The sequence below is a fragment of the Burkholderia sp. Bp9015 genome, assembly GCF_003853505.1.
In the GTDB taxonomy this organism is placed as follows: domain Bacteria; phylum Pseudomonadota; class Gammaproteobacteria; order Burkholderiales; family Burkholderiaceae; genus Burkholderia.
Genome location: NZ_QTPZ01000006.1, coordinates 171,768 through 185,705, shown reverse-complemented (window position 1 = coordinate 185,705; position 13,938 = coordinate 171,768). Strand labels below are relative to the sequence as shown.

Annotated in this window: 14 protein-coding genes; 8 read left to right on the top strand and 6 right to left on the bottom strand. The window is 66.8% G+C overall.

All coding sequences use genetic code 11. From position 1 onward, the window contains the following. Window positions 1–16 precede the first annotated feature (16 nt). A complete protein-coding gene (locus tag DIE12_RS09445; RefSeq protein ID WP_124520440.1) occupies window positions 17–1,501 on the bottom strand; it encodes a sensor histidine kinase in 1,485 nt (494 codons plus the stop codon). Between the two features lie 116 nt (window positions 1,502–1,617). Continuing rightward, complete coding sequence (locus DIE12_RS09440) at window positions 1,618–2,310, bottom strand: response regulator transcription factor (RefSeq protein WP_006401494.1); 693 nt, start codon at window positions 2,308–2,310, stop codon at window positions 1,618–1,620. A gap of 122 nt (window positions 2,311–2,432) precedes the next feature. On the opposite strand from DIE12_RS09440, the gene DIE12_RS09435 reads away from it, so the two are divergent. After that, complete coding sequence (locus DIE12_RS09435) at window positions 2,433–2,663, top strand: DUF3717 domain-containing protein (RefSeq protein WP_044845220.1); 231 nt, start codon at window positions 2,433–2,435, stop codon at window positions 2,661–2,663. Window positions 2,664–2,755: 92 nt separating this feature from the next. Here the strand turns inward: DIE12_RS09435 and DIE12_RS09430 are convergent, their stop codons facing one another. Both DIE12_RS09430 and phhA read right to left on the bottom strand, forming a co-directional pair. Next, window positions 2,756–3,064: a 4a-hydroxytetrahydrobiopterin dehydratase gene (locus tag DIE12_RS09430; RefSeq protein WP_044845221.1), complete on the bottom strand. Its 309-nt coding sequence runs from the start codon at window positions 3,062–3,064 to the stop codon at window positions 2,756–2,758. A 156-nt stretch (window positions 3,065–3,220) separates the two neighbouring features. Next, window positions 3,221–4,114: a phenylalanine 4-monooxygenase gene (gene phhA / locus DIE12_RS09425; RefSeq protein WP_221621945.1), complete on the bottom strand. Its 894-nt coding sequence runs from the start codon at window positions 4,112–4,114 to the stop codon at window positions 3,221–3,223. A gap of 138 nt (window positions 4,115–4,252) precedes the next feature. Between phhA and DIE12_RS09420 the strand changes: the two genes are divergently transcribed. Beyond that, window positions 4,253–4,738, top strand: coding sequence for an Lrp/AsnC family transcriptional regulator (locus DIE12_RS09420; RefSeq protein WP_006408082.1), 486 nt, complete (start codon window positions 4,253–4,255; stop codon window positions 4,736–4,738). Window positions 4,739–4,792: 54 nt separating this feature from the next. Here the strand turns inward: DIE12_RS09420 and DIE12_RS09415 are convergent, their stop codons facing one another. Next, window positions 4,793–5,326: a class IV adenylate cyclase gene (locus DIE12_RS09415; RefSeq protein ID WP_124486814.1), complete on the bottom strand. Its 534-nt coding sequence runs from the start codon at window positions 5,324–5,326 to the stop codon at window positions 4,793–4,795. Window positions 5,327–5,621: 295 nt separating this feature from the next. Next, entirely contained in the window at window positions 5,622–6,521 is a 900-nt protein-coding gene (locus DIE12_RS09410) for a LysR family transcriptional regulator (protein WP_044845224.1), read from the bottom strand. 400 nt (window positions 6,522–6,921) lie between these two features. On the opposite strand from DIE12_RS09410, the gene DIE12_RS09405 reads away from it, so the two are divergent. The 6 genes from DIE12_RS09405 to DIE12_RS09380 all read left to right on the top strand — a co-directional run bounded on the left by DIE12_RS09405 (window position 6,922) and on the right by DIE12_RS09380 (window position 13,873). Beyond that, window positions 6,922–8,607, top strand: coding sequence for a GMC family oxidoreductase (locus DIE12_RS09405; protein WP_124520442.1), 1,686 nt, complete (start codon window positions 6,922–6,924; stop codon window positions 8,605–8,607). A 499-nt stretch (window positions 8,608–9,106) separates the two neighbouring features. Next, complete coding sequence (locus DIE12_RS09400; RefSeq protein WP_040142748.1) at window positions 9,107–9,886, top strand: ABC transporter ATP-binding protein; 780 nt, start codon at window positions 9,107–9,109, stop codon at window positions 9,884–9,886. Continuing rightward, a complete protein-coding gene (locus DIE12_RS09395) occupies window positions 9,883–10,638 on the top strand; it encodes an ABC transporter ATP-binding protein (RefSeq protein WP_124486816.1) in 756 nt (251 codons plus the stop codon). The genes DIE12_RS09400 and DIE12_RS09395 overlap by 4 nt, the downstream gene beginning before the upstream one ends. Window positions 10,639–10,715: 77 nt before the next feature. Continuing rightward, the gene (locus DIE12_RS09390; RefSeq protein WP_124520443.1) at window positions 10,716–11,915 is read left to right on the top strand and encodes an ABC transporter substrate-binding protein; all 1,200 of its coding nucleotides are present in this window, start codon (window positions 10,716–10,718) and stop codon (window positions 11,913–11,915) included. A gap of 99 nt (window positions 11,916–12,014) precedes the next feature. After that, window positions 12,015–12,899 carry a branched-chain amino acid ABC transporter permease gene (locus DIE12_RS09385; RefSeq protein ID WP_044845228.1) on the top strand — a complete coding sequence of 295 codons (885 nt, stop codon included), beginning with the start codon at window positions 12,015–12,017 and terminating at the stop codon, window positions 12,897–12,899. Next, the gene (locus tag DIE12_RS09380; protein ID WP_185500351.1) at window positions 12,899–13,873 is read left to right on the top strand and encodes a branched-chain amino acid ABC transporter permease; all 975 of its coding nucleotides are present in this window, start codon (window positions 12,899–12,901) and stop codon (window positions 13,871–13,873) included. The genes DIE12_RS09385 and DIE12_RS09380 overlap by 1 nt, the downstream gene beginning before the upstream one ends. The last annotated feature ends 65 nt before the right edge of the window (window positions 13,874–13,938 follow it).

The window sequence follows — 13,938 nt, the reverse complement described above, 5'->3', positions numbered from 1 at the left end:
GTTCGCCGCGCGTGCCTCAGTGCGTCGGCGCGGCGGCCGGCGTCTCGCTCGCCGGCTTCCCGGTGCGCTTGGCGAGCGGCACCCGCACCACGAAGCGCGAACCGCCTTCCGATGCATCCTCGTACGACACCGTGCCGCCGTGCATCGCGATGATGTCGTGCACGATCGCGAGCCCGAGCCCGGCGCCCGTCTCGACGCCGTTGCCGCTTTGCGCGTCGCCACGGAAGAAGCGCTTGAACAGGTCGGCCTGCTGATTGGCCGGCACGCCCGGGCCGTTGTCCTCGACGACGATCTCGGCGGCCGGCTCGCCGGTCTCGAGCGCGCCGCGCGCGACGTTCACCGTGATCCGCGCCCCGTCCGGCCGGGCGAGCGGCACATATTTCAACGCATTGTCGAGCAGGTTCGCGATCACCTCGCGCAGCAGCACGGGGTTGCCGCGCACGTTCAGCGTTTCGTCTTCGCCGGGATCGTCGCTGCGCTGGAAGCCGAGGTCGACATGCGACGCGAGCGCGCGCGGTACCCATTCGGCACCCGTCTCGAACGCCATCGCGGCCAGGTCGACGTCGACGAAACGCGCGGCCTGTTCGCCCGGCTCCGCGCGCGCGAGCGACAGCAGCTGGTTCGACAGCCGCACCGCGCGGTCGGCGGCCGCGCGCAGTTCGCGCACCGCGGCATAGGTCTGCTGCGGGTCGCGCGCGACGGCGGCCTGCTCGGCATGCAGCTTCACGGCCGTGAGCGGCGTGCGCAGCTGGTGCGCGGCATCGGCGATGAACTTGCGCTGCGCGTCGAGGGCGGTCTTCAGGCGGCCGAGCAGCGCGTTCATCGCGCTCGTCAGCGGCCGGATCTCGAGCGGCACGTCGGTTTCGTCGACCGGCTCCAGCGACGTGTGGGTCTGCCGGTTCAGCGAATCGGCGAGATGCGTGAGCGGGCCGAGCTGCTGGTTCACGACGCGCCACACGATGCCCCAGCCCGCGAGCAGCAGCAGCAGCAGCGGCATCATGATCGCGACGAGGAATTCGGCCGCGATCCGGTAACGGTGCCGCACCGGTTGCGCGACCTCAACCACCATCGGCCGGCCGCCGTCGACTTCCTCGACGCGCACCTGCGCGACCCGCACCGCGCGGTTGTCGTACTCGGCCTCGAACACGTACGCGTGATGCATGCGGCGCACGTTGATGCCCCGCAGCGGCAGTTTCGGATCGCCGGCGAGTTCCTGCTCGCCGTCGCTGATCCGGTAGATCAGCGCCTCGGCCGGATCGGAGAACATCGCCTGCGCGAGCGGCGGCACCGTGAACGGCGCGTCGGGGCCGGCGATCTGGATCTGTTTGGAGATGGCGGTCGCGAGGTCGGCGAGCGAGCGGTCGATCACGTGTTGCGTGTATTGCCACGCGAGCCAGTAGGCGATCAGGCCGCTCATCAGCGCGAGCATCGACAGCGGCGCGGCGAGGCGCCGAAGCAGCGAGCGGCGCAGGCTGGTGGTCACAGCCGGATCAGAAGACATTTCGACGGGCAAATGGATAAGCGCCGCTCACGGGGAGCGGCGCGGACGTGCGCCGGACGGCGACGCGGGCAGGGCGGCTCGCCGGCGGCACGCGGCCGGCCGGCGTGCGGCGCCGCTCAGACGCTCGCGGTCTGGCGGATTTCCTGCAGCAGATAGCCGAAGCCGCGCACCGTGACGATTTCGACGCGGCACTGCTCGAGTTTCTTGCGCACGCGATGCACGTAGACTTCGATTGCGGTGTCGCCGAGATCGCCGCCGAAGTGCGTGAGGTGATCCTGCAGCTGGGCCTTGCTGACGACGCGGCCGTGACGCAGCAGCAGCATTTCCAGCACCGCGAATTCGCGCGGCGACAGTTCGAGCGGCTTGTCGTCGTTGAAGATGCGGCGATCGACGCCCGACAGGCGGACGCCGCCGAGCGACACTTCCGGACGCGGCATGTCGCTGTGCGGGCCGCTGCGGCGCATCACCGCGCGGATGCGCGCTTCGAGCTCGGCCGGCTCGAACGGCTTGAGCATGTAGTCGTCGGCGCCGGAGTTCAGGCCCTGGATCCGGTCGTTCAGTTCGTCGCGCGCGGTCAGCACGATGACCGGCGTGTGGCGGTTGGTCTGGCGGAAACGCGTGAGCAGCGTCATCCCGTCGATGCCCGGCAGGCCGAGGTCGAGGATCACGAGTTCGTGGCGGTTCTGTGCCAGCGCCTGTTCGGCAAAGATGCCGTCATGCACCATGTCGACGGTGAAGCCAGCCTGCTCGAGGCTGCTCTGGATACCGCGTGCGATGGGGCGGTCGTCTTCGATCAGAAGGAGTCGCATGAAGTTCGCTCAAGTACAATGGGTTGGCGGTTCAGGCACGCGGACAGCACGACGCCGTTTCCACAGGGGCGCCGCATCGCCTGACATCAAGCATGGCGGCCAGCGAACGATTAAATCCAATCATGTCCGATATTTCGATCCACGACCTCGAAGCCGCGATCAATTTCTGGCGCGCCCGCTCGCCGTCGAGCGGCGACGAACTCAAACTCTGCGAAGAGGCCAGCGCGCTCTCCAAGCCGTATGCGCTGCTGATTGTACAGCGCGCAAGCGCGCTGCAACTGGAAGGTTTGGACCCCAGGGCGCGGAAAGCGTATGAGACTTACGTGCGCCTTAAGGATGGCTTGGAAAGTTGAAGGCTTTCGCTGAGTACATCCTAGAAAACGTTCATCGAAATGAAAAGTTGACGCGCCGCGCGTCGAAAGACGCGCGGCGGTAGAGGACGACCTCAGGCGGCCGGTTGGGTATGTGCGCACACCTGGTCGATGAACGTCGCGAGCGCGATGTCGCGCTCGGTCAGGCCGTCCGCATCGTGGGTCGACAGCGTCACGTCGACGCGGTTGTATACGTTGAACCATTCCGGATGGTGGTTCATTTCCTGCGCCTTGATCGCGACGCGCGTCATGAAGCCGAAGGCCTCGTTGAAATCGGCGAAGCGCAGGCTGCGCTGGATCGCGTCGCGGCCCGGCACGGCCGTCCAGTGCGGCAGGCCTTCGAGCCGGGTCTTGCGTTCTTCTGATGTGAGCTTGTGGATCATGTTGCACCTCGTTCGGTAACGGCGCCCGCACGCGGGCAAGGGCCACGCGGCAAAGCCGGTACCGGTCATTGTTTCATAGTTGGGCGACGGGCATTCGGTGACGGGCATCGGAAGGCGGGCGCCGGTGCACGAATCACGCCGGCGTGGCCCGCGGCCTTACGCGTCCGCGTCGTCCGGCCAGCCTTCTCCCGTGCCGCGATGCAGCACGAGATCGCCATCGCATACCGCGCCGGCCGCGAATTCGGGCTGCGTGGCCAGCCGGTCGGCCAGCGCGCGGCCGTCGACGTCGGCCAGCGCGAACAGCTGCGCGAAATCGTCGATTACGAAGTAGGTCTTCTGGAACGTGTCGATCCGGTACCGCGTGCGCATCACGCGCTCGAGGTCGAAACCGAGCCGGTTCGGCGCTGCGCTTTCGAGACTGTAGAGGCTCTCGCCCTTGCTCGACACGATCCCGGCGCCATAGATCGACAGCCCGTTCGTGCCCTGCGGGTCTCGGATCAGGCCGAATTCCACCGTATACCAGTAGAGGCGCGCCAGCCGCGCGAGCGCCGCTTCGTCGTCCGCGACCGCGAGCGCGGTGCGGCCGTAGGCCTGCATGTAGTCGGCGAACACCGGTTCGATCAGCAACGGCACGTGGCCGAACAGGTCGTGGAAGCAGTCGGGTTCCTGCAGGTAGTCGAGCTGGTCCGGGCGGCGCATCCACCAGGTGACCGGAAACCGCCGGTTCGCGAGGTGCTCGAAGAACACGCGATCGGGCACGAGGCCCGGCACCGCGACGATTTCCCAGCCGGTGACCGGTTTCAGCTGGCGGTTCACGTCGGCGAACGACGGCACGCGATCGGCCGGCAGGTCGATCTTCCCGAGCCCGGCGACGAACGCGTCGCACGCGCGACCGCGCAGCAGCGCCGACTGGCGCGCATAGAGCTGCTGCCACACCGCGTGGTCGACCTGGCCGTAACGTTCGAGCGGCTGGTCGATGGTGAAATCGGCGCGGGTTTCGAGGCCCGCATCGAACTGCTCCTGCAGTTTCGCGGTGACGACGGTGGACATGGTGAGGCTCTGCACGCTGTGATGGGAACCATGCAAGTGTAGAGCGGGGGACATGCGGAATGGGCGCAAAGATGGCGTTGATTCGACTGATGATGCGATAATCGCGCATCAAAATCGGAATCAATGCGGAGAATGCTCATGCTGGAACTCGATCACTTCGATCTCGCGCTTCTCGACGTGCTGCAGCGCTTCGGCCGCGCGACGCACCAGCAGCTCGGCGAGGAGGTGCCGCTGTCGCCGTCGCAGATCGGCCGGCGGCTGCAGCGGCTCGAGGCTGCCGGCGTGATCGAAGGCTATCGCGTGATGTTGCGCCCCGAAAAGCTCGGGCTCGGCGTCACCGCGTTCACGAGCCTGAAGCTCAAGCACCACGGCGATTCGATCATCGAGCAGTTCCAGCAGCAGATCGACGTGCTGCCCGAGGTGCTCGAATGCCATGCCGTGGTCGGCGATGCAGACTATCTGCTGCGGATCGTCGCGCCGGATCTCAACGCGCTGTCGCAGTTCGTGATGAAGAAGCTGATGCGCGTGCCGGGCGTCGACAGCGTGCGCTCGAACATCGTGCTGACGACGTTCAAGCGCAATGGCGCGCTGCCGCTCGCGCACCTGGCGCCCGGCGCCGCGTGACGCGGCGGCAGGGCTGGCGGCGGGGCGCAAGGCGCCGCCGCGGATAGGGTTCGATCAGGCCGCTGCGGATTGCGCGTCGGCGTTCAGCAGGTCGACGTACGCGACCGCGACGAGATCCTCGTGCGCCACGCCGAGCTTCGCGAACACGTCATGCGCCTCGGCTTCGCCGCCGGCTTCGTCGTCGTCGGGGCCGAGCACCACTTCCAGTTCGATGAAGTCGCCGAGGCCGTCGACGCGGTCGAGGTGGATCCGCGTGCGGCCGACGAGGTACACGTGCCGTTCCTTCGTCACGATGCCGCGCGTGGTCAGCGCAGTCGCGAGCAGCGAGTGCATCGCGTCCGGGTTCGTGACCGGGCTGCGCGTGTAGTACGACGCTTTCGGACCGTCGCGATCGTCGCGCTGGTAGAAGATCAGTTCGGCCGGCGTGCCGTCTTCGAAGCGGCGCAGCTTCAGCCGGCCGCGCGGCACGTCGTAGAAGAAATCCTGCTGGCGGTAGAAGAGCGGTGCTTCGGTTGCGAGCGTCGCGGCGCGTTCGCGCAGCTGGTCGAATTCGCGGGCGCGGGCTTTGATCTCGATGTTGCGGGCCATGCGGGTCTCCTTCAATCAGGGGTCTCGCGGTGTGCGAACGGACAATCTAGCAAAAAGCCTGCGATGGTGGCGTGACGAGCGACCGGCGCGCGGCAACGCGACGCGGAGCGGGCGATTGGGGCTCGTATGTGATTTTCGCCGGTCATGCGCGGGCGAGTTGGCGATTCGCAAGATCCGCAGGAGACGCACTAGACGCAGGAACTCAGGAACTCAGGAACGCCGAGGAACAGGAATAGCAGGAAGCGTCAGCCGCAAAAGTCCACTGCACGACCCGTCACACCGACATCAGCCACGCTCATATCGCCCACTGCGTCTCGATCAGTCGCAGCGCGGCCGCGATTGCCGGTTCGTCACGCCGTTCGACGAGTGCCACGAAAGTCAGCTCGGTCGGCACCGTCACGCGTTCGACGATCGTCAGCGCGTGCGCGTGCGCTTCGGCCAGCGCGGTCGAGTCCCGCGCGAGCGTCAACCCGATCCCCGATTTCACGAGATCGAGCATCGACTGCTCCTGGTCGACCTCGGCGACCTTCACCGGCTGCGCGCCGGCCGCCGCGAACAGCCGCGACAGCAGCCGGTGATGGGCGGACGCCGGCGGCGTCCAGATCCACGGCAGCGCGGCGAGCGCGCGCCAGTCGTGAGCGCGCTGCACGCGCTCCTTCCAGCCGGCCGGCGCGAGTACGCGGTACTGGAAACGCGTGAGCGTGACCGTGTGGAACAGCGTGTCGTCGCGCGGCTCGTCCTCGCCGGGCCGGCCGATGTAGTAGCCGACGTCGAGCGCCCGCGCGCGCACCTGCTCGAGCACCCAGCCGGACATCCCGTGCCGCAGCGCGGTTTCTATCTGCGGATGGGTTTCGACCAGCGCGCGCAGGAAGCCGCCGAGCCGCAGGAAACCGGGGTCGAGGATCGTGCCGATCCGCAACCGGCCGCGCACCTCGTGCCGCAGCGCGGCAGCGGCGCGCTGCACGTCGGCGGCTGCGGCCAGCGCGCGCTCCGCGTGCGGCAGCAGCGTCTGGCCGTCGCGTGTGAGCGCGAGCCCGCGCGACGTGCGCGTGAACAGCGTGACGCCGAGCGTTTCCTGCAGATGCTTGATCTGCAGGCTGACGGCCGGCTGCGTCAGGTGCAACTGCACGGCGGCGCGCGTCAGGTTGCCTTCGCGGGCGACCGTCGCGAACGCACGGAGCAGGGTGAGATCCATCGTCGTGATATGAGTGCAGCTTATAACGCAGTTCAGCATAACTCATTGGATCGGCGGAGGGCAGGCGGGGTACGCTTCATCGATCGCGTCGCCCGCGACGCACTATGCTGAAAACGACGCGCGGGATTGCGCCGCGCGGGACACAACAATGCGCTTTGCATGGGGCACGAGTAAGCGATGAAGTGCTAACTCCATCCAGCCACGCCATGGGACCCGAGTAAGCGCTAAAGCGCTAACTCGAGTCGACCGCCGTGGGGATGGAGTAAGCGCTGAAGCGCCAACTCCATCCAACCACGCCATGGGACCCGAGTAAGCGCTGAAGCGCTAACTCGGGTCGACCGCAAAGCATGGGACCCGAGTAAGCGCTGAAGCGCTAACTCGGGTCGACAGGAGACACGTCGTGACGACTCAACGCACGCTCGAGGGCGAATTCGATTACGTGATCGTCGGCGCGGGCACCGCAGGCTGCGTGCTCGCGAACCGCCTGACCGAGGATCCCGAGATCCGCGTGCTGCTGCTCGAAGCGGGCGGCAAGGACGACTATCACTGGATCCACATCCCGGTCGGCTATCTGTACTGCATCGGCAATCCACGCACGGACTGGCTGTACAAGACACAGCCGGAGGCGGCGCTCAACGGCCGCGCACTGTCGTATCCGCGCGGTCGCGTGCTCGGCGGCTGCTCGTCGATCAACGGGATGATCTACATGCGCGGCCAGCGCGAGGATTACGACAGCTGGGCGCAGGAAACCGGCGACGCGGGCTGGTCGTGGGACAGCGTGCTGCCGATCTTCAAGCGCAGTGAGGACCACCACGCGGGTGCGAGCGACGCACACGGCGCAGGCGGCTACTGGCGCGTCGAGAAGCAGCGGCTGCGCTGGGAGATCCTCGAATCGTTCGCGCAGGCCGCGCAGCAGACGGGCATTCCGGCGACCGACGATTTCAACCGCGGCGACAACAGCGGGGTCGGCTATTTCGAGGTGAACCAGAAGCGCGGCGTGCGCTGGAATACGTCGAAGGCGTTCCTGCGCCCCGCGATGATGCGCCCGAACCTGACCGTGATAACCGGCGCGCATGCGCAGCGCGTGATCTTCGACGGGCGGCGCGCGGTCGGCGTCGAGTATCGCGGCGGCGGCACCGACTACGTCGCGCACGCACGCGCCGAAGTGCTGCTGACCGCCGGCGCGGTGAATTCGCCACAGCTGCTCGAACTGTCGGGCATCGGTGCGGGCGCACGGCTGCAGGCGCTCGGCATCGACGTCGTGCAGGACCTGCCGGGCGTCGGCGAGAACCTGCAGGATCACCTGCAGCTGCGGATGGCATTTCGCGTCGAAGGCGTGCGCACGTTGAACACGCTGTCCGCGCACTGGTGGGGCAAGCTGATGATCGGTGCCGAATACGCGCTGCTGCAACGCGGGCCGATGTCGATGGCGCCGTCGCAGCTCGGCGCGTTCGCGAAATCCGATCCCGACGATCCCGCGCTCACGCGCCCCGATCTCGAATATCACGTGCAGCCGCTGTCGCTCGAGCGCTTCGGCGAGCCGCTGCACAGCTTCAACGCCTTTACGGCGTCCGTCTGCCATCTGCGGCCGAGTTCGCGCGGCAGCGTGCATATCGCGAGCCCCGATGCCGGCGTGGCGCCGTCGATCGCACCGAACTATCTGTCGACCGACCACGATCGCCAGGTCGCCGCGAACGCGCTGCGCCTCACGCGCCGCATCGCATCCGCGCCGGCGCTCGCGCGCTACCGTCCGGAGGAGATCCTGCCGGGCGAGCGATACCGGACCGAAGCCGAACTGATCGAAGCGGCGGGCGCGGTCGGCACGACGATCTTCCATCCGGTCGGTACGTGCCGGATGGGGCGCGCGGACGACGCGCGTGCCGTCGTCGACAGCCGGCTGCGCGTGCGCGGCATCGCCGGGCTGCGGATCGTCGACGCATCGGTGATGCCGTTCATCACGTCGGGCAACACGAATTCGCCGACGCTGATGATCGCCGAGCGCGCAAGCGACATGATTCGCGCCGATCGACGCGCGGCGCACGACGCGACGCAGGTGCGAATGGACGCGACGATGACGGCTGCGTGACGCCACGCTGACACGCGCGACAGCGGGCTGTCATCCGAGCGCCCGCTGTTTCGCTATGCGAAGCAAAGGTGACGCGCGAGCATCACAATGACACGGGCCGGCGATGCGCACGGCAATTGCTTCGCGCACCCGCTTATCGCTTATGTCACGCGGCTTTTTTTGCGCGACGACATGACGCGCAGCGTCACATGCATGCGTTCAATCAGGCACGTCCGATGCGAGCATGCGCACCTCGATGATGCGCGCGTCAAAAAAGCGCGTCGAAAATTCTCGCTCAGCCGCGCCCGATATGGCAGCCCGCCCTATAAGTGCAAATCCCGATGATTGCACTGCACCAACGGCGCGACAATGTTGCGCAGTGTGCATACGCGTCGGCGCGGGAGACCACCCTCGAGGCGTAATACGGCGCCCCGGGGGCAGCCCGCTGATCCGCGGACTTGTTCGCGGTCGCTTGCGCGAATCCTCCCGGTGCTTCGCCTGACTTCGTACGGAAGGGAACATGATTCTCGGCGACACGATTCTCGAAACACGCGGACTGACGAAGGAATTCAGGGGCTTCACCGCCGTGAACGGTGTCAACCTGCGTGTGCGGCGCGGCGCGATCCATGCGTTGATCGGACCGAACGGCGCGGGCAAGACCACCTGCTTCAACCTGCTGACCAAGTTCCTGACACCGACGGCCGGCCAGATCGTCTTCAACGGCATCGACATCACCGACGAGCGGCCCGCGCAGGTCGCGCGGCGCGGCATCATCCGTTCCTTCCAGATCTCGGCGGTATTCCCGCACCTGACCGCGTTGCAGAACGTGCGCATCGGCCTGCAGCGCGCGCTCGGGACCGAATTCCATTTCTGGCGCAGCGAGCGCACGTTGCGGCGCCTCGACGATCGCGCGATGGATCTCCTCACGCAGGTCGGCCTCACCGATTTCGCACACGTGCCGACGGTCGAACTCGCATACGGCCGCAAGCGCGCGCTCGAGATCGCGACGACGCTCGCGATGGAACCCGAACTGATGCTGCTCGACGAGCCCACGCAAGGGATGGGCCACGAGGACGTCGATCGCGTGACCGCGCTGATCAAGAAAGTGGCGAGCGGCCGCACGATCCTGATGGTCGAGCACAACATGAACGTGATCGCGGGCATCTCCGACACGATCACCGTCCTGCAACGCGGCGAAGTGCTGGCCGAGGGCTCGTATGCGGAAGTGTCGAAGAATCCGCTGGTGATCGAGGCCTACATGGGCAGCGCCGATGCGGCGCTCGCGGGGGCGCACGCATGAAGCACAGCGAACGGGAGGAACGCGAATTGAGCGGCGTCGAGAGCGGCACGCCCGCGCTGGAGATCACGGGCCTCGAGGCCTGGTACGGGGAATCCCACATATTGCACGGTGTCGACCTGAGCGTTCATCGCGGCGAGGTCGTCACGCTGCTCGGCCGCAACGGCGCGGGCCGCACCACGACGCTGCGCGCGATCATGGGCCTCACCGGCCGGCGCAGCGGCTCGATCAAGGTTTCAGGCAACGAGACGATCGGCCTCGCGACGCACCGCATCGCGCATTTCGGCGTCGGCTATTGCCCGGAGGAGCGCGGAATCTTCTCGAGCCTGTCGTGCGAGGAGAACCTGATGCTGCCGCCGCCGATCGGCCCGCGCGAGCACGCGATGTCGCTCGACGAGATCTACACGATGTTCCCGAACCTCGCGTCGCGCCGGCAGAGCCAGGGCACGCGGCTGTCCGGCGGCGAGCAGCAGATGCTCGCGGTGGCGCGGATCCTGCGCACCGGCGCGAACCTGCTGCTGCTCGATGAAATTTCCGAAGGCCTCGCGCCGGTGATCGTGCAGGCGCTCGCGCGCATGATCGTCGCGCTGAAGGCGCGCGGCTACACGGTCGTGATGGTCGAACAGAATTTCCGCTTCGCCGCGCCGCTCGCCGATCGCTTCTACGTGATGGAACATGGCCGCATCGTCGAGCATTTCCGCTCATCCGAACTGGAAGGCAAGATGCCGATCCTTCACGACCTGCTCGGGGTGTGACGCCGCCCCGTTTCCCTTGCCGCTAGCCGTGGCGGCCTACGAACAACCACAACGCATCAGAACAACAGGAGACGTCAATGAAAATGAAGACCCTCGCACACGCGTGCCTGGCGGTCGCGACCGCAGCGTTCACCGCCGGCGCCGCACACGCCGCGGATAGCGTGAAGATCGGCTTCATCACCGACATGTCGGGGCTGTACGCGGACATCGACGGGCAGGGCGGCCTCGAGGCGATCCGGATGGCGGTCGCCGACTTCGGCGGCAAGGTGCTCGGCAAGCCGATCGAGGTCGTCTATGCCGATCACCAGAACAAGGCGGACATCGCCGCGTCGAAGGCGCGCGAATGGATGGACCGCGGCGGGCTCGACCTGCTGGTCGGCGGCACGAACTCCGCGACCGCGCTGTCGATGAACCAGGTCGCGGCCGAGAAGAAGAAGGTCTACATCAACATCGGCGCGGGCGCCGACACGCTGACCAACGAGCAGTGCACGCCGTACACGGTCCACTACGCATACGACACGATGGCGCTCGCGAAGGGCACCGGCTCGGCGGTGGTGAAGCAGGGCGGCAAGAGCTGGTTCTTCCTGACCGCCGACTACGCGTTCGGCAAGGCGCTCGAGAAGAACACGTCGGACGTCGTGAAGGCGAGCGGCGGCCAGGTGCTCGGCACGGTGCGGCACCCGCTGTCGGCGTCGGACTTCTCGTCGTTCCTGCTGCAGGCGCAGTCGTCCAAGGCGCAGATCCTCGGCCTCGCGAACGCGGGCGGCGACACGATCAACTCGATCAAGGCCGCGAAGGAGTTCGGCATCACGAAGTCGATGAAGATCGCCGCGCTGCTGATGTTCATCAACGACGTGCACAGCCTCGGCCTCGAGACGACGCAGGGCCTCGTGCTGACCGACAGCTGGTACTGGAACCGCGACGCGACGGCGCGCCAGTGGGCGCAGCGCTACTTCGGCAAGATGAAGAAGATGCCGTCGAGCCTGCAGGCGGCCGACTACTCGTCGGTGACGACCTACCTGAAGGCGGTCCAGGCGGCCGGCACGACCGACTCCGACAAGGTGATGGCCGAGCTGAAGAAGGCGAAGATCAACGACTTCTACGCGAAGGGCTACATCCGCCAGGACGGCAGCATGATTCACGACATGTACCTGATGGAAGTGAAGAAGCCGTCGGAATCGAAGGAGCCGTGGGACTACTACAAGGTGCTCGCGACGATTCCGGGCGAGCAGGCGTTCACGACCAAGCAGGAGACGCGCTGCGCGGCATGGAAGTAAGCGCGGGCGCGGCCGCAGCGATGTGGCCGCTGCACCGCCCGCGTGCGCGACGGCATGACGGTTGCGCACGCAACGAAACTCATTCGGACGGCTAAGTCGATGGAAATCTTTGGCATTCCGTTGCCGGCGATGCTGAGCCAGTTGCTGCTCGGGCTCGTCAACGGCTCGTTCTACGCGATCCTGAGCCTCGGGCTGGCGGTGATCTTCGGGCTGCTCAACGTGATCAACTTCGCGCACGGCGCGCTGTTCATGCTGGGCGCGATGCTCGCGTGGATGGGGCTGTCGTATTTCGGGTTGCCGTACTGGGCGATGCTCGCGCTCGCACCGCTGATCGTCGGCGCGTTCGGGATCCTGGTCGAGCGCTCGATGCTGCGCTGGCTGTACAAGCTCGATCACCTGTACGGGCTGCTGCTCACGTTCGGCCTCACGCTCGTCGTCGAAGGCGTGTTCCGCTCGGTCTACGGGTCGTCCGGCCAGCCGTACGACGTGCCTTCGCAGCTGTCCGGCGCGACCAATCTCGGCTTCATGTTCCTGCCGAACTACCGCGCGTGGGTGGTCGTCGCGTCGCTCGCGGTGTGTCTCGCGACCTGGTTCGTGATCGAGAAGACGCGCCTGGGCGCCTATCTGCGCGCGGGCACCGAGAACCCGAAGCTCGTCGAGGCGTTCGGTGTGAACGTGCCGATGATGATCACGCTCACCTACGGCTTCGGCGTCGCGCTCGCAGCATTCGCGGGCGTGCTCGCGGCGCCGGTGATCCAGGTGTCGCCGCTGATGGGCCAGCCGATGATCATCACCGTGTTCGCGGTGGTCGTGATCGGCGGGATGGGCTCGATTCTCGGCTCGATCATCACCGGGCTGATGCTCGGCGTGATCGAGGGCTTCACGCGCGTGTTCTATCCGGAAGCGTCGGCCACGGTGGTGTTCGTGATCATGGCGATCGTGCTGCTGATCCGCCCGGCTGGCCTGTTCGGCAAGGAAAAATGATGCAGAGAAAAGTGCTCTACGGCGTGCTGCTCGCCGCACTGCTCGCAGCCCCCTTCATCGGCGCGTATCCGGTGTTCGTGATGAAGGTGCTCACGTTCGCGCTGTTCGCGGCCGCGTTCAACCTGCTGATCGGCTATACGGGGCTGCTGTCGTTCGGCCATGCGATGTTCCTCGCGACCGCCGGCTACGCGACCGGCTATACGATCCAGACGCTCGGCTTCACGCCGGAGCTCGGCGTGCTCGTCGGCACCTTCGCCGCGACGTTGCTCGGGCTCGTCGTCGGCCTGTTCGCGATCCGCCGGCAAGGCATCTACTTCGCGATGATCACGCTCGCGTTCGCGCAGATGGTCTATTTCATCTACCTGCAGGCGCCGTTCACGCACGGCGAGGACGGCCTGCAGGGCGTGCCGCGCGGGCATCTGTTCGGGGTCGTCGACCTGTCGAACGACGTCGCGCTCTACTACGTCGTGCTCGCGGTGATCGTCGCGGCGTGCGCGTTCATCGTGCGCATCGTGCACTCGCCGTTCGGCCAGGTGCTCGTCGCGATCAAGGAGAACGAAGCGCGAGCGATCTCGCTCGGCTACGACACCGACCGCTTCAAGCTGCTCGCGTTCATCCTGTCGGCCGGGCTCGCGGGGCTGGCCGGTTCGCTGAAGGTGCTGGTGCTCGGCTTCGAGACGCTGTCCGACGCGTACTGGACGATGTCGGGCCTCGTCGTGCTGATGACGCTCGTCGGCGGGATGGGCACGCTGTTCGGGCCGCTGCTCGGCGCGGCGCTGATCGTCGCACTGGAGGACCGGCTCGGCGACATCGGCGAATGGCTCGCGTCGGTGACGGGCATCGGCTGGTTCCACTCGCTCGGCGAATCGGCGACGATCGTCACCGGGCTGATCTTCATCGCATGCGTGCTTGCGTTCCGGCGCGGGATCGTCGGCGAGATGGTCGCACGGGTCAAGACGCTCAGGCCGTCCTGATTGCAGCGCGCCGCGGCGTGGCGACGCGTTGATGCGAAGCACCATCCGGCGCGGCCGGGAAGGGC